Annotated in this window: 14 protein-coding genes and 5 pseudogenes; 16 read left to right on the top strand and 3 right to left on the bottom strand. The window is 69.7% G+C overall.

Going from position 1 to position 21,191, the window contains the following annotated elements:
• Positions 1 to 91: 91 nt before the first annotated feature.
• The 9 genes and pseudogenes from ACRAWC_RS07070 to ACRAWC_RS07030 all read left to right on the top strand — a co-directional run.
• A complete protein-coding gene (locus ACRAWC_RS07070) occupies positions 92 to 1,771 on the top strand; it encodes an ABC transporter substrate-binding protein (RefSeq protein WP_431347096.1) in 1,680 nt (559 codons plus the stop codon).
• Between the two features lie 95 nt (positions 1,772 to 1,866).
• Positions 1,867 to 2,690: pseudogene (locus ACRAWC_RS07065) on the top strand (ABC transporter ATP-binding protein).
• Positions 2,687 to 3,499 carry an ABC transporter ATP-binding protein gene (locus ACRAWC_RS07060; protein ID WP_431347095.1) on the top strand — a complete coding sequence of 271 codons (813 nt, stop codon included), beginning with the start codon at positions 2,687 to 2,689 and terminating at the stop codon, positions 3,497 to 3,499. Before ACRAWC_RS07065 ends, ACRAWC_RS07060 begins: the two are co-directional and overlap by 4 nt.
• Positions 3,500 to 3,594: 95 nt before the next feature.
• On the top strand, positions 3,595 to 4,641 hold the full coding sequence (locus ACRAWC_RS07055; protein ID WP_431349383.1) for an ABC transporter permease: 1,047 nt from the start codon (positions 3,595 to 3,597) through the stop codon (positions 4,639 to 4,641).
• 2 nt (positions 4,642 to 4,643) lie between these two features.
• On the top strand, positions 4,644 to 5,678 hold the full coding sequence (locus ACRAWC_RS07050) for an ABC transporter permease (protein ID WP_431347094.1): 1,035 nt from the start codon (positions 4,644 to 4,646) through the stop codon (positions 5,676 to 5,678).
• A complete protein-coding gene (locus ACRAWC_RS07045; protein WP_431347093.1) occupies positions 5,675 to 7,942 on the top strand; it encodes a glycoside hydrolase family 3 N-terminal domain-containing protein in 2,268 nt (755 codons plus the stop codon). Before ACRAWC_RS07050 ends, ACRAWC_RS07045 begins: the two co-directional genes overlap by 4 nt.
• A 109-nt stretch (positions 7,943 to 8,051) precedes the next feature.
• Positions 8,052 to 9,685: pseudogene (locus ACRAWC_RS07040) on the top strand (MFS transporter).
• Positions 9,682 to 9,897, top strand: coding sequence for a hypothetical protein (locus tag ACRAWC_RS07035; RefSeq protein ID WP_431347092.1), 216 nt, complete (start codon positions 9,682 to 9,684; stop codon positions 9,895 to 9,897). The pseudogene ACRAWC_RS07040 and the gene ACRAWC_RS07035 overlap by 4 nt, the downstream one beginning before the upstream one ends.
• A gap of 29 nt (positions 9,898 to 9,926) precedes the next feature.
• A pseudogene (locus ACRAWC_RS07030) lies at positions 9,927 to 10,046 on the top strand (YdeI/OmpD-associated family protein); the annotation flags it as partial.
• A gap of 111 nt (positions 10,047 to 10,157) precedes the next feature.
• Here ACRAWC_RS07030 and ACRAWC_RS07025 read toward each other — a convergent pair.
• Positions 10,158 to 11,144, bottom strand: a complete 987-nt coding sequence (locus ACRAWC_RS07025; RefSeq protein ID WP_431347091.1) for an NADP-dependent oxidoreductase — start codon at positions 11,142 to 11,144, stop codon at positions 10,158 to 10,160.
• A gap of 146 nt (positions 11,145 to 11,290) precedes the next feature.
• Complete coding sequence (locus ACRAWC_RS07020) at positions 11,291 to 12,319, bottom strand: LacI family DNA-binding transcriptional regulator (RefSeq protein ID WP_431347090.1); 1,029 nt, start codon at positions 12,317 to 12,319, stop codon at positions 11,291 to 11,293.
• On the opposite strand from ACRAWC_RS07020, the pseudogene ACRAWC_RS07015 reads away from it, so the two are divergent.
• The 7 genes and pseudogenes from ACRAWC_RS07015 to ACRAWC_RS06985 all read left to right on the top strand — a co-directional run.
• Positions 12,222 to 13,424, top strand: a pseudogene (locus ACRAWC_RS07015) (beta-galactosidase); the annotation flags it as partial. The gene ACRAWC_RS07020 and the pseudogene ACRAWC_RS07015 overlap by 98 nt on opposite strands.
• A 184-nt stretch (positions 13,425 to 13,608) precedes the next feature.
• Positions 13,609 to 14,478, top strand: coding sequence for a beta-galactosidase (locus ACRAWC_RS07010; RefSeq protein WP_431347089.1), 870 nt, complete (start codon positions 13,609 to 13,611; stop codon positions 14,476 to 14,478).
• A gap of 22 nt (positions 14,479 to 14,500) precedes the next feature.
• Positions 14,501 to 15,430 carry a carbohydrate ABC transporter permease gene (locus ACRAWC_RS07005; RefSeq protein ID WP_431349382.1) on the top strand — a complete coding sequence of 310 codons (930 nt, stop codon included), beginning with the start codon at positions 14,501 to 14,503 and terminating at the stop codon, positions 15,428 to 15,430.
• The gene (locus ACRAWC_RS07000; RefSeq protein WP_431347088.1) at positions 15,427 to 16,338 is read left to right on the top strand and encodes a carbohydrate ABC transporter permease; all 912 of its coding nucleotides are present in this window, start codon (positions 15,427 to 15,429) and stop codon (positions 16,336 to 16,338) included. The genes ACRAWC_RS07005 and ACRAWC_RS07000 overlap by 4 nt, the downstream gene beginning before the upstream one ends.
• Positions 16,339 to 16,369: 31 nt before the next feature.
• The gene (locus tag ACRAWC_RS06995) at positions 16,370 to 17,704 is read left to right on the top strand and encodes an ABC transporter substrate-binding protein (RefSeq protein ID WP_431347087.1); all 1,335 of its coding nucleotides are present in this window, start codon (positions 16,370 to 16,372) and stop codon (positions 17,702 to 17,704) included.
• Positions 17,705 to 17,714: 10 nt separating this feature from the next.
• A pseudogene (locus ACRAWC_RS06990) lies at positions 17,715 to 19,407 on the top strand (alpha-galactosidase); the annotation flags it as partial.
• Positions 19,408 to 19,542: 135 nt separating this feature from the next.
• On the top strand, positions 19,543 to 19,809 hold the full coding sequence (locus ACRAWC_RS06985) for a hypothetical protein (RefSeq protein ID WP_431349381.1): 267 nt from the start codon (positions 19,543 to 19,545) through the stop codon (positions 19,807 to 19,809).
• 22 nt (positions 19,810 to 19,831) lie between these two features.
• Here ACRAWC_RS06985 and ACRAWC_RS06980 read toward each other — a convergent pair whose 3' ends face one another.
• Positions 19,832 to 21,175 carry an LCP family protein gene (locus tag ACRAWC_RS06980; RefSeq protein WP_431347086.1) on the bottom strand — a complete coding sequence of 448 codons (1,344 nt, stop codon included), beginning with the start codon at positions 21,173 to 21,175 and terminating at the stop codon, positions 19,832 to 19,834.
• Between the last annotated feature and the right edge of the window lie 16 nt (positions 21,176 to 21,191).

Genomic DNA, 21,191 nt, shown 5'->3' with positions numbered 1-21,191 from the left:
AACTTGCTTTCTGACCAGTAAGCAAGTTATCGTCAGCCGACATTCCGCAGGACCAGGGCACAACGGATGTGCCCGCCACGAAGGAGAAGCAATGAGGCTTAGCAAGTACCTGATCACGGCATCGGCGATCGCCGCTGTCGGCGCACTCGCGCTGACCGGCTGCTCGTCCGACGGCAAGTCCGGCGCCGGCACCGCCAGCACCGGTTCGCTCACCGTGGCGAAGCCGGATGGCGCGGCCATCCTGGCGACCCAGATCAACAACCCGTTCATCACCACCGGCTCGGGTATGTCGCTCGGCTACGACCGGATGATCTACGAGCCCCTCGCGATCGTCAACCCGGTCGGCAAGAACGAGACCACCCCGTGGCTCGCCTCGAAGGTGCAGTGGAACGCGGACTACACGCAGCTCACCGTCACCCCGCGCACGAACGTCAAGTGGAGCGACGGCAAGGCCTTCACCGCCGACGACATCGTCTTCACCTACAACCTGATCAAGAACACCCCCGCCCTCGACCTGGGCGGCCTCAAGCTGACGGACGTCAAGAAGGACGGGAACAACGTCGTCCTGAACTTCAGCGAGTCCAAGTTCGTCAAGCAGGGCGATGTGCTGCAGGTCCCGATCGTCCCCGAGCACCAGTGGAAGTCCGTCGCCGACGCGACGAAGGACCCGGTGACGAACGCGGTCGGCACCGGCCCGTACACGATCAAGACCTTCTCGTCGCAGGGCGTCGTCCTCCAGGCGCGCAAGGACTACTGGGGCGGCACAGTCCCGGTGGCCCAGCTCAAGTACCTCGAGTACAACGACAACACCGGCCTCCTCCGCGCGCTGCAGAGCGGCGAGACCGACTGGGCGCAGATCTTCATCACGGACTACCAGAAGAACTACGTGGACAAGGACCCGAAGCACAACGTGTTCTGGGGCGCCAACGTCCTCAGCCCGGACATGATCGTGGTCAACACCGCGAAGGCCCCGTTCAACGACGTGGCGCTCCGCAAGGCCGTCAACATGGTCATCGACCGCAAGGCGCACGCCACGACGGCGCGCAGCAACGCCGGCCCCGAGCTGACCAACGTGACGGGCATCCCGCAGCCGACCGGTGACCAGTACATCGCGTCCGACTACAAGGACCAGACGTTCAAGATCGACGTCGACGGCGCCAAGAAGGTCCTCACCGACGCCGGCTACACCTGGAAGTCCGGCGCGCTGACCGACCCGGCCGGCAAGCCGGTCTCCTTCACCCTGCAGGACCCGCAGGGCTGGAACGACTACGTCACGGGCATCCAGCTCGTCGCCACGCAGCTCAAGACGACGCTCGGCATCGACGCGAAGGTCGCCACCCCCGACGCGGACACCTGGTTCGCCAACGTCGCGTCCGGCAACTTCGACGCCGTGCTGCACTGGACGGGCTCCGGCTCGAACCCGTGGCACATCTACGACGACGTCATGAACAGCAGCTACCTCGACCAGGCCGCGGACGGCAAGGTCTCCGACAACTTCGGGCGGTACAGCAACCCGGAGGCGACCGCCCTGCTGAAGGAGTACGCGCAGGCGTCCGACGACAGCGCCCGCACCGCGGCGCTCGACAAGCTGCAGAAGATCTTCGTGGACGACGTCCCGGCGATCCCGATCGGCACCCACCCGCAGCTCGCCGAGTACAACACCAGGAAGTTCGTCGGCTGGCCGAGCGAGAAGGACCAGTACGCGACCGCCGACCCGACCCAGCCGTCGGCCGTCCAGGTGCTGATGAACCTGAAGCCTGCGGGCAAGTAGTCGCCGCGCGCGACCTCACTCCTCGTCCGGGGTGGACGACGGCCTCGAGCCGCCGTCCGCCCCGGGCGACCCGCGGACAGCATGAAAGCGACGCCATGACAGACTCACTTCTCTCCGTGCGCGACTTCTCGGTCGTGTACGACGTGGACCCGCCGGTCGCGGCGGTCACGAACGTCTCCCTCGACATCAAGCGCGGCGAGATCGTCGGTCTCGCCGGCGAGAGCGGCTGCGGCAAGACGACCCTGGCCTACGGGGTCCAGCGCCTCCTCAAGCCCCCGGCCGTGATCACCAGCGGCAGCGTCGTCTTCCACGACCAGGGCGGCGAGGACATCGACATCAACGCCCTGGACGCGGAGCAGATGCGCCGCTTCCGCTGGGACAAGACCTCGATGGTCTTCCAGGGGCGATGAACGCCCTCAACCCGGTGGCCACCATCGGCTCGCAGCTCGAGGACGTCTTCCTCGTGCACCGCCAGGGGATGAGCCGCGCCGAGCGCACGGCGGCGGTGATCGAGCTGCTGGAGATCGTCAAGGTCGGCGGCCAGCGGATGCGCTCCTACCCGCACGAGCTCTCGGGCGGCATGCGTCAGCGCGTGATGATCGCGATGGCGCTCGCCCTCCGCCCGCAGCTCATGGTCATGGACGAGCCGACGACCGCGCTGGATGTGCTCGTGCAGCGCGAGATCCTCAAGCAGATCTCCCAGCTCCGCCATGACTTCGGCTTCTCGGTCGTCTTCATCACGCACGACCTCCCGCTGCTGCTGGAGATCAGCGACCGGATCGCGATCATGCGCGACGGCGAGATCGTGGAGCTCGCCACCGCCGAGCAGATCTGGACGAACCCGCAGCACGAGTACACGCAGAAGCTGCTGCAGTCGTTCCCGCGCCTCACCGGCGAGAGAGGAGTGGTCGTCCGATGACCACGCTCGAATTCAGAAACGTCACCAAGATCTACAACGTCCGGGGGTCCGGGCAGCTCAAGGCGCTGGACGACGTCAGCTTCACGCTGGGCCAGCGGCAGACGATCGGCCTGGTCGGCCAATCCGGCAGCGGCAAGTCCACGATCGCGAAGATCCTCACTCAGCTCGAGACGCCCACCCGCGGCGAGGTGCTGCTGGACGGCGCCCCCATCCCGCGCTCGGGCAAACGGCTGCGGCAGTACCGCCAGCAACTCCGGATGGTCTTCCAGGACCCGTTCGCGTCCCTCAACCCCTCGCACACGATCCGGCACCACATCGAGCGGCCGCTCCGGCTCGACCGCGTCGTGCCGAAACGCGAGGTGGACGACGAGGTGCGGCGCCTGCTGCGGCGCGTGCAGCTCGACGCGGATGCGGTGATCGACCGCCGTCCGCACGAGCTCTCCGGCGGACAGCGCCAGCGCGTCGCGATCGCCCGCGCGCTGGCCTCCCGGCCGACGCTGCTGGTGGCCGACGAGCCGGTGTCGATGCTCGACGTCTCGCTGCGTGTCGGCGTCTTGAACCTGCTCGCCGACCTGCAGCGCGAGGAGGGGCTCGGGGTGCTCTACATCACCCACGACCTGGCCACCGCCCGGCACTTCAGCGACGAGATCATCGTGCTCAACCAGGGCAGGATCGTCGAGCACGGCCCCGCCGACGACGTGATCGTGCGGCCGCAGGACCCCTACACCCGCGAGCTCCGCGCCGCGTCCCCCGACCCGGAGAAGCACTTCGGGGCACTGACCGCACAGACCGCAGGAGGTGCGCTGTGAGCACAGAGACCGTGAGCACAGAGACCGTGAGCACAGAGACCGTGAGCACAGAAACGACGCCGTCCGCCGGCCTCACCCCGTCCGACACCGCCCCCATCGACCCCACCCTCGTCGGCACGACGGCCACCACGGCGGAACGCCGCGGCGTCCGCGTCCCGTGGCGGTTCATCGGCGGGCGCGTCGCCTTCTACGCGTTCACCCTGTGGGCGGCGATCACGATCAACTTCTTCATCCCGCGCCTGATGAAGGGCGACGCCGTCTCCTCCTACATGGCGCGCAGCCAGGGGCAGCTCACGCCGGACGCCGAGAAGGCGCTGCGCCTCCTGTTCGGCGTCGACAAGTCGGTGCCGCTCTGGCAGCAGTACCTCGACTACTGGAACATGCTGCTGCACGGCAACCTCGGCGTCTCCATCTCGACGGGCATGGCCCCGGTGGGCGACGCGATCGCCTCCGCCCTGCCGTGGACCCTCGGCCTGGTCGGCTTCGCCACGGTGGTCTCCTTCGTCATCGGCACCGGCCTCGGCGCGGTGATCGGCTGGCGGCGGGGCGGCAAGCTGGACGTCTTCATCCCGATCACGACGTTCCTCGGCACGATCCCGTACTTCTGGCTCGGCCTGATCTTCATCGCGATCTTCTCCACCACGCTCGGCTGGTTCCCTGCGGGGCACGCCTACGAGCTGGGCGTCGACCCGGGTTGGAACGCCGACTTCATCGGGCAGGTGCTCTCGCACGGCGCCCTCCCGATGGCCACCATCGTCGTCGTCTCGGTCGGCGGCTGGGTGCTCGGCATGCGCAACATGATGCTCACCGTGCTCGACGAGGACTACATCACCGTCGCGCAGGCGAAGGGCATGCCCGACCGGCGCGTGCTGTGGCGCTACGCCGCCCGCAACGCCGTGCTGCCGCAGATCCAGAGCTTCGCGCTGGCGCTCGGCTTCATCGTCAGCGGCACGATCGTGATGGAGATGGTGTTCTCCTATCCCGGCATCGGCCTGCTGCTGCTCAACGCGACCAACGCCAAGGACTACGCGCTCATGCAGGGGATCTTCCTCGTGCTCGTGCTCGCCGTGCTGATCGCGAACATCATCGCGGACATCGCGTACGCCATCCTCGACCCGCGCACCCGTCAGACGGAGGCCTGATCATGTCCCTGCCCCAGACCGCCTTTGTTCAGGCTGTGACCCCGGAGCCGCCCGCGCCGAAGAAGACCACCTTCTGGTCGCAGCTCACGGCCTCCCTGGCCATGTTCAGCAACCCGAAGTCGGCCACCGGCCTGATCATCCTGGGCGTGTTCGTGCTCGTCGCGATCTTCGCCCCGTTGATCGCACCGCACGATCCGAACGCGCAGAACCTGAAGGAGACGCTGCAGCCGCCGTCGTTCACGCACCTGCTCGGCACGACGCACATCGGCCAGGACGTCTTCAGCCAGCTCGTCTACGGGACCCGCGGCGTCCTCGTCGTCGGCTTCCTGGCGACGATCATGGCCACAGTCGTGGCGATCGTCGTCGGCGTGACCGCCGGCTACCTGCGCGGCTGGAAGAGCGAGTCCCTGTCGGCGTTGTCGAACGTGTTCCTCGTCATCCCCGGCCTGCCGCTGATGATCATCGTCGCCTCGCAGTTCCAGGACCCGCCGCTGCCGCTCATCGCCGCGGTGCTGGGCCTGACCGGCTGGGCATGGGGCGCCCGAGTGCTGCGTGCGCAGACCATGTCGCTGCGCAACCGCGACTTCATCCAGGCCGCCCGGGCGAACGGCGAGCCGCTGCACCGGGTGATCCTGGTGGAGATGCTGCCGAACCTCCTGGCGATCATCGCCTCCAGCTTCGTCGGCACCATGACGGCCGCCGTGCTGGGCCTGACCACGCTCGCGTTCATCGGCGTCATCCCGGTGTCGAACCTGAACTGGGGCACCATCCTGTTCTGGGCGCAGCAGAACAACGCGTTCCCGGACTACTGGTGGTGGTACGTCCCCGCCGGCCTGTGCATCGCGCTGCTCGGCGTCTCCCTCGCCCTGATCAACTTCGGGATCGACGAGTACGTCAACCCCCGCCTGCGTTCGGCGGGCGAGCGCGCCCGTGCGATGAAGCGCAAGGGCATGAACCTCAACGCCGCCGTCACCCAGGTGCGCACGAACTCCACCGCGGCCTCGGCCGCAGCGACCCCGGAAAGCAACACCGCATGACCTCGATCCTCCCGTCCATCGCCACCGCACCCGCAGAGGAGAACTTTCCGTACCAGGACCCGTCGCTGACGACCGCCGAGCGCGTCCGCGACCTCCTCGACCGCATGACGGTGGAGGAGAAGGTCGGCCAGATGCTGCAGCTCGACGCGCGCGACGACCTGGAGGACCACGTCCTGCGCCGTCACGTCGGCTCCATCCTGCACACCTCACCGGAGCGCATCCTGGAGGCCAACCGGCTCACCGCGCAGACCCGGCTGCGGATCCCGCTGCTGGTCGGTGAGGACTGCATCCACGGGCACTCGTTCTGGCCCGGCGCCACGATCTACCCGACGCAGCTCGGCATGGCCGCGTCCTGGGACGCCGAGCTGATCCAGCGCGTCGCCCGCGCCAGCGCGGAGGAGGTCGCCGTCACCGGCGTGCACTGGACCTTCTCGCCGGTGCTGTGCATCGCCCGCGACCTCCGGTGGGGCCGGATCAGCGAGACGTTCGGCGAGGACCCGTTCCTCATCGGCGAACTCGCCAGCGCGATGGTCCGCGGCTACCAGGGGACCGGGCTGGACGACCCGAGCGCCATCCTCGCGACCGCGAAGCACTTCGCGGGTTACTCCGAGACACAGGGCGGCCGGGACGCGAGCGAGGCCGACATCTCGCGGCGGAAGCTCCGGAGCTGGTTCCTCCCGCCGTTCGAGCGGGTCGCCCGCGAAGGCTGCCGCACGTTCATGCTCGGCTACCAGAGCACCGACGGCGTCCCGATCACCGTGAACGACTGGCTTCTCAGCGAGGTGCTGCGCGGCGAGTGGGGCTACACCGGCACGCTCATCACGGACTGGGACAACGTCGGCCGGATGGTCTGGGAGCAGAAGGTCCAGCCCGACTACGCCCACGCCGCGGCCGCCGCGGTGACCGCCGGGAACGACATGGTGATGACGACCCCGCGGTTCTTCGAGGGTGCGCTGGAGGCCGTCGCGCGGGGACTGCTGGCCGCAGACGCCTTCGACGCCGCCGTCGCCCGCATCCTCACGCTGAAGTTCGACCTCGGCCTGTTCGAGGACCCGCGCCTCCCGTCGCCCGACCTGGACTCGGTGGTCGGCAGCGCGGCGCACGCCGAGCTCAACCTGGAGGTCGCGCGCCGCTCCATCGTGCTGCTGGAGAACGACGGGGTCCTGCCGCTGCCGGACGCGTCGCCGCTGCGCGTCGCGCTGGTCGGCCCGCTCGCCGACGACGCCCAGACTCAGCTCGGCGACTGGGCCGGCGGGTCCGGCCAGGCCGGCTGGCTCGACGGCCAGCCGCGCGAGATGATCACCACGGTCCTCGACGGCCTGAAGACGATCGACGGCTGGGAGGTCGCCCACGCCCGCGGCGCCGACATCCTCACGCTGGAGGTCGACCCCCGCGGCTCGACGTTCCCGGACGGCCAGCCGCGGCCTCCCGTGGTCGTGCCGTGCGCACCGGACGAGCGCCTGATCGCGGAGGCCGTCGCCGCCGCGGAGGCGTCCGACGTGGTGGTCGCCGTGGTCGGAGATCGCATCGAGCTCGTCGGCGAGGGCCGCTCGACCGCGACGCTGGAGCTGATCGGCGGCCAGAACGCGCTGCTGGACGCGGTGATCGCGACCGGCAAGCCGGTCATCGTCGTGCTCCTGGCCTCCAAGCCGCTGGTGCTTCCGCCGTCGGTCGCCCGGGCCGCGGCGGTCCTGTGGGCCGCGAACCCCGGCATGAAGGGCGGTCAGGCTCTCGCGGAGATCATCGCGGGCCGGGTCGAGCCGTCGGGCCGCCTCCCGATCTCGTTCGCGAGGCACGTCGGCCAGCAGCCGACCTACTACAACCAGATCCGCGGCCAGCACGGCGACCGGTACGCGGACCTCACCCAATCGCCCACCTGGGCGTTCGGTGAGGGCTTGTCGTACACCACGGTGTCGTACTCCGACCTGGCGCTGGTTACGACCTCGCTCGGCGTCGGCGACACGATCGAGGCCTCCCTGACGCTGACGAACACCGGCGACCGTCCGGTTCGCGAGACCGTGCAGGTCTACGTGCGCGACCTGGTCACGAGCGTGAGCTGGGCCGACAAGGAGCTGAAGACGTACCGCCAGGTGGAGCTGGCGCCGGGGGAATCGGCGCGCGTGCGACTGACGCTGCCGGTGGCGGAGTGCACGATCGTGGACGCGGCGGGGGAGCGGCGCGTGGAGGCGGGAGGGTTCGAGCTGCTGGTGGGGCCGTCGTCGCGGGACGACGTGCTGCTGGCGGCGGGGTTCGAGGTGCGGTGACCGGAGACTGACCCGGGTGCTTCCTCGCCGGGCGCTTCCTCCCCGGGCGGGATGGTGTTAGCGTATTTTTACTAAGCACGCTGATTACCTGCCTGGAAAGGAAGTCGCTGTGACCGGAACCCGCACGCGCTGGCTCGGCCTGGTGTTCATCAGTGTCGCGGTGGCCCTCATCATCGTGGACTCCACGATCGTCAACGTCGCGATCCCCTCCATCGTCACGGAGCTGAAGGTCGACTCCACCGGCGTGCAGTGGATCCAGGAGTCCTACACCCTGGTGTTCGCCTCGCTGCTGCTGGTGTTCGGCACCCTGGCCGACCGGTTCGGGCGCAGGCGCATCCTCCTCATCGGCGTCGCGGTCTTCATGCTCGCCTCGATCGCCGCGGCGCTGGCGCCGACCGGAGCGTTCCTGATCGGGTCGCGCCTCGTCCAGGGCGTGGGCGGCGCGATGATCCTGCCGACGACGCTCTCGCTCATCAACGCGACGTTCCGCGGCCGCGAGCGGGCGATCGCGTTCGCCGTCTGGGGGTCCACCATCGGCGGGATGACCGCGGTCGGTCCCCTGCTCGGAGGCTGGCTGACGACGACCTTCTCGTGGCGGTGGGCGTTCGGGATCAACGTGCCGCTCGGAGTGATCATCATCGTCGGTGTGCTCGCCACGGTCGCCGAGTCGCGCGACACGGCCCACTCCGGAGGGGTGGACTGGCTCGGAGCGGCATTGTCGGTCGTCGCCAGCGCCAGCCTCGTGTTCGCGCTGATCGAAGGCCGCACCTACGGGTGGTGGCTCGTCGACACCGTGCCGCGGATCGGCGGCTGGGCCTGGCCGTTCACGCTGTCGCCGGTCCCGATCGCGTTCGCCGTCGCCGTGCTGGCGGGGATCGGGTTCGTGCTCCGCGGGCGCGCCAGGATGAAGGCAGGCAGGAGCACGATGCTCGCGCTGGGGCTCTTCCGCATCCCGTCGTTCCGCAACGGCAACATCGCCGCCCTGATCGTGTCGCTCGGTGAGTTCGGCATCATCCTGGCGCTGCCGATCTGGCTGCAGAACATCCTCGGCTACAGTGCGCTCGACACCGGCCTCATCCTGCTCGCCCTCGCGATCGGTTCCTTCCTGGCCAGCGGGTTCGCCGGGGCCTTCGGCAACCGGATCGCGCCCGTCGTCATCGTACGCATCGGGCTGGCCGCGGAGATCGTCGGAGTGGCGGGGCTCGGTGTCGTGATCTCGGACACCACGCCGTGGGGAGCCCTGATCCCCTTCTTGTTCGTCTACGGCTTCGGCGTCGGACTGGCGACGGCGCAGCTCACCGGAGTCGTGCTCAAGGACGTGCCCGTGGAGCAGAGCGGTCAGGGCTCCGGAACCCAGAGCACCGCGCGACAGATCGGGTCCGCCCTCGGCATCGCCCTCCTCGGCACGATCCTCTTCGGCACGACCAGCCTGGTCCTCGGCGCGAAGCTCGACGACCGCGGGATCCCGGCCCAGCAGGCCGCCCCCTCGTCTCGGCCGTCGTCGACAGCTCCGGCGCGGCCATCTCCAGGCTGGAGGGCGACCCGCGCACCGCGCCGGTGGCGGAGGACGCCAAAGTCGCGTTCAGCGATGGCACCCGCTACGCCGCGTTCTCGGCCGCCGGCTTCCTGGTGGTCGGCCTGCTCGCCTCCCTGTCGCTGGGCGGCGCGGCCGGGGGCGGGGCCCGCCGGGAGCCCGAACCGGCGGAGCACGACGACACGACACGACAGGAGCAGACCACGTGAGCGCAGAACGTTCCGAGGCCGCCGCCCCGCGGCCCGCGGTCGCCCGGCAGCAGCACACCGCCGACGACATCGCGTTCGCACTGGAGCTCCTGGCCGACCGGATGGACCGGTCCCCGACGCTCGAGGAGATCGCGGCCCTCACCGCGACGCTCGGCCGGCACGAGCGCTCGGTGCTCGCGCGGTTCTTCACCCGGCTGAGCCCCGCAGCCTAGCGTGGCGCGAGGCCGGGAGCCGCACCGCCCTGGATGCCGACCCGGTCGCGCGCGTCGACTGGGACGCCTTCCCGCGCTCGGCGCGCCGCGCTATCCCCGAATGGCTGCTCTCGGCCAAGACCGGCGCCACCCGAGACCGCCGTGTCGAGACCGCCGTGTCGAGACCGTCGTGGCCGAGGCGCATCGGAACCGGCGGCCGAATCAGTGGCGCCAGCCCGGGTCGCCGCCACCGGCCCGCGGCTGAGCGGCAGTCGGAGCCGTCAGTCGCGCGCCTCCTGCACGTCGCGCGCCTTCAGAGTCCGGTAGGTCGTCACCGGATGCGTGCCGAGCACGATCTTGCCGCGCGCGTGCATGTTCTGGAGGTCGTCGTAGGCGGAACCGATTTCCGACAGCGGGTAGTAACCGGAGATCAGCAGCGTGAACGCCCGCTCGTCGGCGAGCCGGGCCAGCCGTTCGAGCAGCCCGGTGGCGTGGGCGACGGAAGCGGGATCGTCTCTGAGCAGGCGCAGTTCCGTCTCGCGGCGGTCCGCGCTCGACCGGTAGCGCGACGGGGGCACTCCGAGAGCCTCGGCGATGGCGCGTCCGTCCTGTCCGAAGTTGTCGATCAGGACGGTGACGCCGTCGGGAGCCAGCTCGCGGATCCGCTCCTCGATCCCTGCGCCGTAGGTGACCGGCCGGATGCCGACCTGGCGAAGGTAGTCGAAGTTGCGCTCGCCGCAGGTCCCGATGACGCGGGCGCCTCGCTGCTTCGCAAGCTGTGCCTCGATGCTGCCTACGCCGCCGGCAGCGGCGGAGATCACCACGGTGTCGCCCGGTCCGACGCGGAGGTCGTCCAGGGTGTCGAGTGCCGTCGCGCCGGCGAGGAAGAGTCCGCCGGCGGTCTCCCAGGTCACCCGCGGAGGTTTTCGGACGAGCGCGCCGACCGGGGCGATGACGTGCGACGCGTGGGCGCCCTGGCGAAGATGACCGATCACCTCATCGCCCCGGCGGAACTGCCCGTCGCCGTCGCCGGTCACGACGATTCCGGCGAAATCGCTTCCCGAGCCGCGCGGGAACGGCTCGTCGGCCCACGCCTCCTCGCGCCCGCTGCGGATGAAACCGTCGATGTGGTTGACGCCCGCCGTGACCACCTCGACGAGCACCTCGCCGGAGCCGAGTGGGCGGACGGCCCTGGTTCGCTTCTCAAGGACGTCGACCCCGCCGTTCCTGTCGTATTCGTAGGTCGTGATCTCGTCGTGCTTGCTCACCGTCACCCTCCTTCGCCGCGGCCGGTCAGTGCACTGCCGAGAATATCCCTAGCCAAGTAAGAATCTATACGATCTACACTTTGTTCACAGGCTGTGCGGACCGCGCGGCGTCCGTGAGACCAGAGCCGCGGACACGCCCGACCGGCTCACGCCGAGAGGCGCCACACGACCGAGGTGTCCAGAATGGTCCCGTCGACAGGGGCGCCGACCCGCGCGATCTGGTCGAGCACGAGTTGCGCTGCGGCCCGGCCGAGCTCGGTCGCCGGCTGGTGGACCGTCGACAGCGCGGGCTGGCAGCGCAGCGCCCACGCACTGTCGTCGAAACCGACCACGCCGATATCGCCCGGCACGCTCTTGCCGGTGGTGCGCAGCGTATCCAGGGCGCCCGCGGCGATCGCATCGGAGGCCGCGAAGACGCCGTCGAGGTCGGGCGCCCGCTCCAGGAGCCGTCGCATCCCCTCCACGCCGGCGCTGTGGCTGTAGAGCGGGAACTCGACCACGAGCTCGGGGTCGAAGAGCTCGCCCAGCGCCTGCCGGAAGCCCGCCAGGCGGTCGCGGCCGGAGTCGCGGTCCAGTGCGCTGGCGATCATGCCGACCCGTCGCCGACCGGTCGCCACGAGACGCTCGGTGATGGATCGCGCGGCGCCGACGTTGTCGATGCCGACGTAGGCGATGCCCTCGATGCCGGGCGGATGCCCGACGAACGCCGCGGGGATGCCGATCGCGGCGACGGCCTGGCCGATCGGATCGCCGGCGCGGGCGGAGATGATGATGACGCCGTCCACGAAGCCTCCGCGGAGGTACTCGGCGACGCGGTCGCTGTCCCGCGTCGAGTCGATGATGAGCGTCACGAGCTGGTAGTCGGCTTGGGAGAGCACCGCGTTGATGCCGAGGAGGATGGTGCCGATGTTCGGGTCCTCGAGGAACAGCGAGTGCGGCTCGTGGACGATCAACGCGATCGCGCCGGACCTGCGCGTCTTCAGATTCCGCGCCGCGGTGTTGGGCACGTACCCGACCTCGAGGATCGCGGACTCGACCGCCGCCCGGGCTTCGGGGGAGACGTACGGCTCCCCGTTGATGACGCGCGAGACGGTGCCGCGCGACAGGCCGGCGGCGCGCGCGACATCATGGATGGTCGCCGGGCGCGGGCGCGGGCGGGCCGCTTCGGAGGTCATACCGTCACTTTATCTTGACAACCGCGCGAGGCGGCGCTTAGTCTGTGCACGTTCCCAGACCAATTCGGTCTGTTCAGTTCCAGATGGTCTGGGAACGTTCACAGATTTCGACGAGGAGGTCACGATGTCGCCCAGCAGCACGGTCGGCTCGGCACTGTCCGTGCTCACGACGTCGGGGGAGACCGGGAGCCGGCTGGCGTTCGGATGCGACTACAACCCCGAGCAGTGGGACCCGGCGGTGTGGGCGGAGGACATCCGCCTCATGCGCGAAGCGGGCGTGACCATCGTCGCGATCAACGTGTTCGGCTGGGCGCAGATCCAGCCCGGTCCGGACGTCTTCGACTTCTCCGGCCTGGACGCGATCATCGGGCTGCTCCACGGGGCGGGCATCGGTATCAACCTCGGAACAGGCACCGCGTCCCCGCCGCCCTGGCTCAGCACACGGCACCCGGAGATCCTGCCGGTCGATGCCGATGGAATCCGCGCGTGGCCCGGCGGCCGGCAGGCGTACTGCCCGAGCTCCCCGGTGTTCCGCGCCGCGGCCGAGCGCCTCGCCACGGAGGTCGCCACCCGCTACGGCTCCCACCCCGCCGTGCAGCTCTGGCACGTCTCCAACGAGCTCGGCTGCCACAACGCGCACTGCTACTGCGACGTCTCCGCTGGCGCGTTCCGCGACTGGCTCCGCGCCAGGTACGAAACGCTCGACGGGCTCAACGCAGCGTGGGGGACGGCCTTCTGGAGCCAGCGCTACGGCGCCTGGGAGGAGGTCCTCCCGCCGCGGCGCACCCTCTCCGCCGGCAACCCCACGCAGGCGCTCGACTTCGCGCGGTTCAGCTCCGACGAGGTGCTGGAGTGCTACCGGGTGGAAGAGCGCGTCCTGCGCCGGCTCACCACGGTGCCTGTGACCACGAACTTCATGGTGACCGCCCACATCCGCACCCAGGACTATTGGCAGTGGGCGCCGCACATGGACGTGATCGCCAACGACCACTACCTCGACCATCGGCTCCCGGACCCGCACCAGGAGCTCTCGTTCGCGGCCGACACGACCCGGGGGCTCGCCGAGGGCGGTCCGTGGCTGCTCATGGAGCAGGCGACCGGCGCCGTCAACTGGCAGCCGCGCAACATCGCCAAGACGCCCGGCGAGCTGATGCGGAACACCTTCGCCCGTCGCCCGCGGCGCGGACGGCGTCTGCTTCTTCCAGTGGCGCGCGTCGGCGCAGGGCACCGAGAAGTTCCATTCCGCGCTGCTGCCGCACGCCGGCACCGACAGCCGGAAGTGGCAGGAGGTGCTGGAGCTGAGCCGGGCGCTCGGGTCCGTCCGCGAGCTGGCCGGCACACGCGTGGTGGCCGAGGCTGCGCTCATCTTCAGCTGGGAGGCGTGGTGGGCCACCGACCTCGACTCGCACCCGTCGGAGGAGCTGCGCTACCTGGAGCAGACGCACGCGATGTACCGCGCGCTCTGGGAGGCCGGCATCACCGTCGACGTCGTGAAGCCGGGAGCCGATCTGTCCGGGTACCGCCTGGTCGTCGTGCCGTCGCTGTATCTCGTCCGCGACGCGGAGGCGAAGGCCGTGACCGACTTCGTGGCCGACGGCGGGACCGCCGTCATCACCTTCTTCTCCGGCATCGTCGACGAGGACGACCGCGTGCGGCTCGGCGGCTACCCCGGCGCCTTCACGACACTCCTCGGCCTCCACGTCGACGAGTTCTTCCCGCTCGCCGCGGGTGGCAGCGTGGCCCTGGACGACGGGGCCACCGGAACCATGTGGAGCGAGAACATCGTGCCGGGCACCGCGGAGGTGCTCGTCGCGTTCGAGGACGGCCCGCTCCCCGGGTCGCCCGCGGTCACCCGGAACGCCTTCGGCCGAGGCTCCGCCTGGTACGTCGGAACCGCTGTCGATCGGCCGCACCTGAGCGGCCTGCTCGTCAGGGCCGCACAGGAGGCCGGGGTCGCCATCCCCGCGGACCACGCCGACGGCGTGGAGTCCGTGCTCCGTCGGGGACCCGACGCCGACTACCGCTTCTACATCAACCACACCGACGCGGCCCGCACGGTCGGCGCCGCGGGGCTGGAGCTGCTGACCGGCGCCGCCGTCGACGGGATGGAGCTGCCGCCTGGAGCGGTGCGTGTCGTGAAGACGAGACGCGAGAACTGAGAAAGGACAGCCGATGACGACGATGTCACCCCCGACGACCGGGACCGCGAGCCCGCAAGCTGCACGGTCCCGACCCTCCCGCCGGCGCGGACGGAGCCTGTGGCGGGCCGTGCTGATCTTCGTGGCCCCGTTCGGGCTCCTCTACGCCCTCTTCTACGCCGTGCCGATCGGCTACGCGATCTACGAATCGCTGCTGACGGTGCAGCGGCAGGGCACGTTCGGGCCGGCCACGCAGGTCTTCGGCGGCTTCACCCAGTACGTGCAGGTCTTCCAGGACAGCGCGTTCTGGACCTCGGTGGGGCGCGTCCTCGTGTTCGGGGTCGTGCAGGTGCCGGTGATGCTGCTGCTGGCGCTGGTGTTCGCGCTGCTGCTGGACTCCCCGCTGCTGCGCGGCAAGAAGTTCTTCCGGCTGGCGTTCTTCGCCCCGTACGCCGTCCCTGGCGTGATCGCCGCGATCATGTGGGGCTTCCTGTACTCGCCGTCGCTGTCCCCGTTCAGCGATCTGACCAAGAACGTGGACTTCCTGGGCTCCGGCCTGGTGCTCTGGTCGATCGCGAACATCGTCACCTGGGTCTACGTCGGCTACAACATGCTGATCATCTACTCGTCGCTCCTGGCGATCCCGCAGGAGATCTACGAGGCCGCGAAGCTGGACGGCGCGAACAACTGGCAGGTCGCCGTCCGCATCAAGATCCCGCTGGTGATGCCGGCGATCATCCTCACCGCCGTGTTCTCGATCATCGGGACGCTGCAGCTCCTGGCCGAACCCCAGACCCTGCGCAGCTTCAGCACGGCGATCAACAGCACCTACACGCCGAACCTCGCGGTCTACACGACGGCGTCGATCCCGAACTACAGCCTGGCGGCCGCGATGTCGGTGGTGCTGGCGCTGTTCACCTTCGTGCTCTCGTTCGTGTTCCTCAAGCTCACCCAACGGAGGGCGTTCGCATGACCACCATCACCGCGGCGACCCGCCGCATCAAGCGCGGCGACGCCGCTCCCCGCGGGGCCGGCCGAGAGAACCCGGTCTCGCGCATCGGCGCCATGCTCGTGATGGCCGTGTTCACCTTCTACTTCCTGATCCCGATCTGGTGGCTGCTGGTCTCGTCCACCAAGACCCGCGGGGAGTTCACCACCACCGCCGCGCTCTGGTTCACACCGAACGGCTTCTCGACCCTGATCGGCAACATCGGCACCCTCTTCACGTACGACTCGGGCGTCTACGTGCACTGGGTGGTCAACAGCATCCTCTACGCCGGCGTCGGCGCCTTCCTGGGCACTCTGGTCGCCGGGATGTGCGGCTACGCGCTGGCCAAGTACCGGTTCCGCGGCCGCGAGGTGCTGTTCAACGTGGTGCTGGCGGGTGTGCTCGTGCCCGCGACCGCGCTCGCGCTGCCGCTGTTCCTGATCTTCTCCCAGGTGCAGCTCACCAACACCTACTGGTCGGTCTTCCTCCCGAGCATCGTGAGCCCGTTCGGGGTCTACCTGGCGCGGATCTTCGCGGCCGCCAGCGTGCCGGACGAACTGCTGGAGGCCGCTCGCCTGGACGGCTCCGGCGAGGTGCGCACCTTCTTCACCGTCTCGGTTCGGCTGATGTCGCCCGCGCTGGTGACCATGTTCCTGTTCCAGTTCGTCGCGATCTGGAACAACTTCTTCCTGCCGCTGATCATGCTGCGGGACCAGACCCTGTTCCCGGTCACGCTCGGCCTGTACGCCTGGAACAGCTCGATCGGCCAGGCCCCGGAACTGCGATCACTGGTGATCGTCGGGGCCTTCGTGTCGATCATCCCGCTCATCATCGCGTTCCTGAGCCTGCAGAGGTTCTGGTCCGGCGGACTGGCCGCGGGAAGCGTCAAGTAACCACCCGTTCACAATCACAAAAGGACACATGATGAAAGCACGCACCAGGATGGTCGCCGCCGCCGTCGGCCTGACCGCCGCGCTCGCGCTGACGGCCTGCTCCGGCCAGGGCGCCAGCAGCACGAGCACTGCCGCCTCGGGCGACTGCAAGCCCTCCTCCGGCAAGGTCGACCTGACCTTCACCACGTGGGTTCCCGGAATGGACAAGGTCGTCGACCTCTGGAACAGCAAGAACCCGAACATCCAGGTCAAGTTCCAGACCGGGCCGAACGGCAACTCCGGCACCTACCAGAACTTCTTCAACCAGATCAAGGCGGGCAACGCACCCGACCTCGGCCAGATCGAGTACGACGCGCTGCCGAACTTCCGCGTCCAGGACGGCCTCACGAACATCGCCGCCTGCCAGCCGGTGAGCGGCGCCCAGAGCAAGTTCGTCGACTGGACCTGGAACCAGGTGACCTTCGGCGAGAACAACGCCGTCTACGCCGTTCCGCAGGACACCGGCCCGATCGCCCTCTTCTACCGCAAGGACCTCTTCCAGGCGGCGGGCATCCCGGTCCCGACGACCTGGGACGAGTACGCCAAGGACGCGGCTCTGATCAAGGCGAAGGGCGCGTACATCACCAACTTCCCGAAGACGGACGTCAACTGGTTCGCGGGCATGGTGTGGCAGGCCGGCGGTCAGTGGTTCAAGAACGACGGCAGCACGTGGAACGTCAACCTCACCGACGACAAGTCGACGCAGGTCGCGAACTACTGGCAGAAGCTGATCGACGCCGGAGAAGTGTCGAAGCTCGCCTCGTTCTCCGACGACTGGAACAAGTCGTTCGACGACGGCCAGCAGTGGACCTGGGTGTCCGCGGTCTGGGGTGCGTCCACGCTGGAGACCGGTGCTCCGAACACCGCGGGCAAGTGGGCCGTGGCCCCGATGCCGCAGTGGTCGGCCGGCGACAGCAAGGCCGGTGACTGGGGCGGTTCCTCCACCGCCGTGCTCAAGGGCTCCAAGCACCCGTACGAGGCGGCCAAGTTCGCCATGTGGCTGAACACCGACCCCGAGGCGCTCGCCCTGGAGAACAAGCTCGGCGGTCTCTACCCGGCTGCCAAGGCCGGCGCCGACCTCCCCGCGTTCACCTCCGGCCAGGCCTTCTACGGCGGCCAGAAGATCTACGACGTGTTCAAGCAGGCCTCCGGCCAGGTCGACCCGAACTTCACCTGGGGTCCGACCATGACGCAGACCTACACGGACGTGTCCGACGGCTTCGGCGCGGCCTTGGGCGGTTCCGGCACGCTGCTGGACGCGCTCAAGACCGGCCAGCAGAAGACGATCGACGCGCTGAAGGCCCAGTCGATCCCGGTCAAGGGATAGCCTCATCAGCATGCTGTTCCGGTTGCGGGCCGCGGGCGTCGAGATCCTTCTCGACGCCCGCGGCTCCGCGCTGCCGCGCATCCTGCATTGGGGAGCCGATCTCGGCGCGGTCGACGACATCGAAGCGGTCTCCGATGCGCTCGTCCCCGCCGTGCCGCCGAGTTCCATCGACATCCCGTTCACGCCGACCCTGCTGCCGGTACGCGCGGAGGGCTGGACCGGGCGGCCCGGTATCGCTGGCGTCGGCCCGGACGGCGCCGCGACTCCCGCCTTCCGGGACCCGCTCGTGGAGCAGCACGACGACCGGCTCATCGTGCGCGCGTCGGATCTGCGCACCGGGCTGCGGCTCGTCATCGAGCTGCGGATCCACCCGGGCGGTCTGCTGGAAGCGACGACGACCATCGCCAACGAGGGAACGACCGACTGGGAGGTCGCCGCCCTCGCGGTGAGCCTCCCGATCCCCGTCCGGGCCGCGGAGGTGCTGGACACCGGAGGCCGCTGGGCGGGTGAGCGGCAGCCGCAGCGGCGCATCGTCGACCAGGGCGCCTGGGTGCGCCAGAGCAGGCACGGCCGCACCGGGCACGACGCTCCCATCGTGCTGGCCGCAGGCACGCCCGGGTTCGGGTTCCGGCAGGGCGAGGTCTGGGCGGTGCATCTCGGGTTCAGCGGCGACGCCGATCTCTCGGCCGAGGCGACGGCCACCGGCCACCGGATGCTGCGCGCGGCCGAACTCCTGGAGCCGGGCGAGGTCCGGCTGATCCCCGGGCGGTCGTACACGTCGCCGACGGTGTACGCGGCGTACTCGGATCGCGGCCTGGACGGCATCTCGGAGCGCTTCCACGCGGTCGCACGCGGCTTCGGGCAGAGCGACCCCGTTCCCGTGGTGGTGCTCAACACCTGGGAGGCCGTCTACTTCGATCACGACCTGCCGACTCTGAGCCGCCTGGCCGAGCTCGCGGCGGAGGCCGGCGTCGAACGGTTCGTCCTCGACGACGGCTGGATGCGCGGCAGGACCGACGACCGGCGTGCCCTCGGCGACTGGACGGTCGACCCGGAACGCTGGCCGGACGGCCTGCACCCTCGTCGCCCGCGTCGAAGCGCTCGGAATGCAGTTCGGGCTGTGGATCGAGCCCGAGATGGTCAGCCTCGACTCCGACCTGGCACGCGCGCATCCGGACTGGCTGCTCACCGACCCCGGTGGCGCGTCGCCGATCCCGTGGCGGCACCAGCACGTCCTCGACCTGAGCCGGCCGGACGCCTACTGGCACGTGCGGGACCAGCTCGACGCGCTGCTGCACGAGTACCCGATCCGCTTCCTCAAGTGGGATCAGAACCGCGACCAGCTCGCGGGCTCGGCGCACCGGCAGGTGCTGGCGAGCTACCGGCTGATGGCGGAGCTGCGCGCCGAGCATCCCGAGGTGGTGATCGAGTCCTGCTCCTCGGGTGGCGGTCGTGTCGACTTCGGGGTGCTGCGGTACGCCGGCCGGGTGTGGGCCAGCGACACCAACGACCCTGTGGACCGTCAGCGCATCCAGCGCTGGACCGCTCTGCTCGCGCCTCCGGAGCTGATGGGCTCGCACGTCGGCGCGCCCGTCGCCCACATCACGAAGCGGCACACCGCGCTGGAGTCGCGGCTGGCCACAGCATCGCTGGCCTCCGCCGGCATCGAGTGGGACCTCACCACCGCGACCGACGAGGAGCGGGCCACGATCGCCCGGTGGATCCGCTGGTACAAGCGCACCCGTGGACTCATCGCGACCGGTGTCACGGTCCGCCCGGACGGCGCGGGCGACGGCGTCGACACGATCGGCGTCGTTGCGCCCGACCGGCGGCGCGCGGTGTTCCAGGCTCTCTGTGCGGACACCGTCCGCGCGGCGCTGCCGGCCCCGTTCCGGATGGAGGGCCTGGACGACGAGGTGATCTATCGGGTGGAGGTGCTCGACTTCGCGACCACCCGGCGCTTCGTCACCGACGTGCCGCCGCCGTGGCTGGGCGGGGGTGCGGCGCTGCCCGGGTCGATACTCGCACGCGTCGGGCTGCCGCTGCCCCCGATGAATGTCGGGGATGTCGTGACGGTGGAGGTCGCGGCGCGCGAGCACGGCTGAACGCGATCGTGGGTGGGCGGGCTCACTTCACGCAGGGCACCCCGCCGGAGGGCAGCGGGGCTGTGGGGTCCGTGTAGGTGCCGTTCGGGGACGAGGGGGCCGCGGGCGCCGGGGCCGGTTCCGAGGCCGCCGAGCCGGACGACGGTGCGGCCTTCGCCGCCTTCGACGGCGCCGCCTTCGACGGCGCCGCCGGTGCCGGGCTCGCCGTGGCCGGGTTCAGGAGTTGCCGCACGGTGGCGTGGATCTGGTTCGTGTCGACGAGGTTGACGTCCTGGCCGCCCCGCACCCCGTATCCCTGGATCGGCAGCGTGACGAACGTGATGTTGCCTCCGGCGAAGTGGGAGGCGTCCGACGCGAAGTCGAGGAGGTTCAGCCCGGAGTCGAGCGCGATGTTCTGCTTGGCGGCCGAGATCAGAGACCCCAGGGTCGCCGGGTTCGCGAAGGTGTCCGCCTTCTTCAGCTTCGTCGCCAGCGAGACGATGAACGCCTGCTGACGGCGCTCGCGATCGAGGTCCGTGAAGTTCAGCGACGGGTTGCTCTCGTCCCGGCGCTGCCGCACGAAGCTGACCGCCTGGGAGGCTGAGAGCTGTTGGACCCCGGCCGTGAAGTCCGCTCCGGAGTAGGGGTCCTTGGTGTTCTCCGCGATGCACACCGTGATCGGCTGGACCGCCTGCGCGACCTGGTAGAACGCGGCCATCGTGACCTCGATGAAGTGGTTGATCGGCACCCTGCCGAGGAATGCCGAGACCGTCGCGATCTCGGTCCGCCTGGCCGCTGCCCGGGCCTCCTGGTACGCGTCGGCGCGGCTGAGCTTGCCCTCCTTCATCAGTTCGGTGAGCTTCTGGTCGAGCTCCAGCCCGTAGGCCTCCTTGATCTTCGACTGGGCGACGCCGTCCGGTCTGCCGGACAGCGGGACGTAGTCGTCGCGCGGGATCGAGATCCCGACCGCTTTGCCGCCGCCGGCGGGGATGTGGATGAGCATGAGCACGTTGGCGTTGTAGCCGCCGTCGTCCTGACCGCCGGCGTGCAGCGCGTTGTAGACATCAGCGGGCAGGGCGTCGCCGTTCTCGTCCAGCCTGCTGTCCAGCCCCATGACCAGGATGTTCTGGTCGCCGCCCGCGGCGGAGGCGAGGTCGGAGCGGTGCAGGCCAGTGACCAGGTCGGCGAACGAGAACACGGCAAACGCGACGACCGCGACGACGAGGAGTACGCCGAGCGCGAGCGTGCCGGCGACGATTCGCCTGCGCACGTACACGCTGCGCGGGTGGCGGCGGGCGGGGCGGTTTCGGGGCGTGACCGGCGCGGGCGCGTCGGTGCGGGTGGGGGCGTCCGGCGTGCGCGGGCCGGGCAGCACGGGCGGCTTCACTCGAGATCACTCCTCA

It is taken from the genome of Leifsonia sp. L25 (assembly GCF_050632895.1).
The sequence above is the reverse complement of the archived record's forward strand: the minus strand, read 5'-3'. Positions and strand labels throughout refer to the sequence as shown.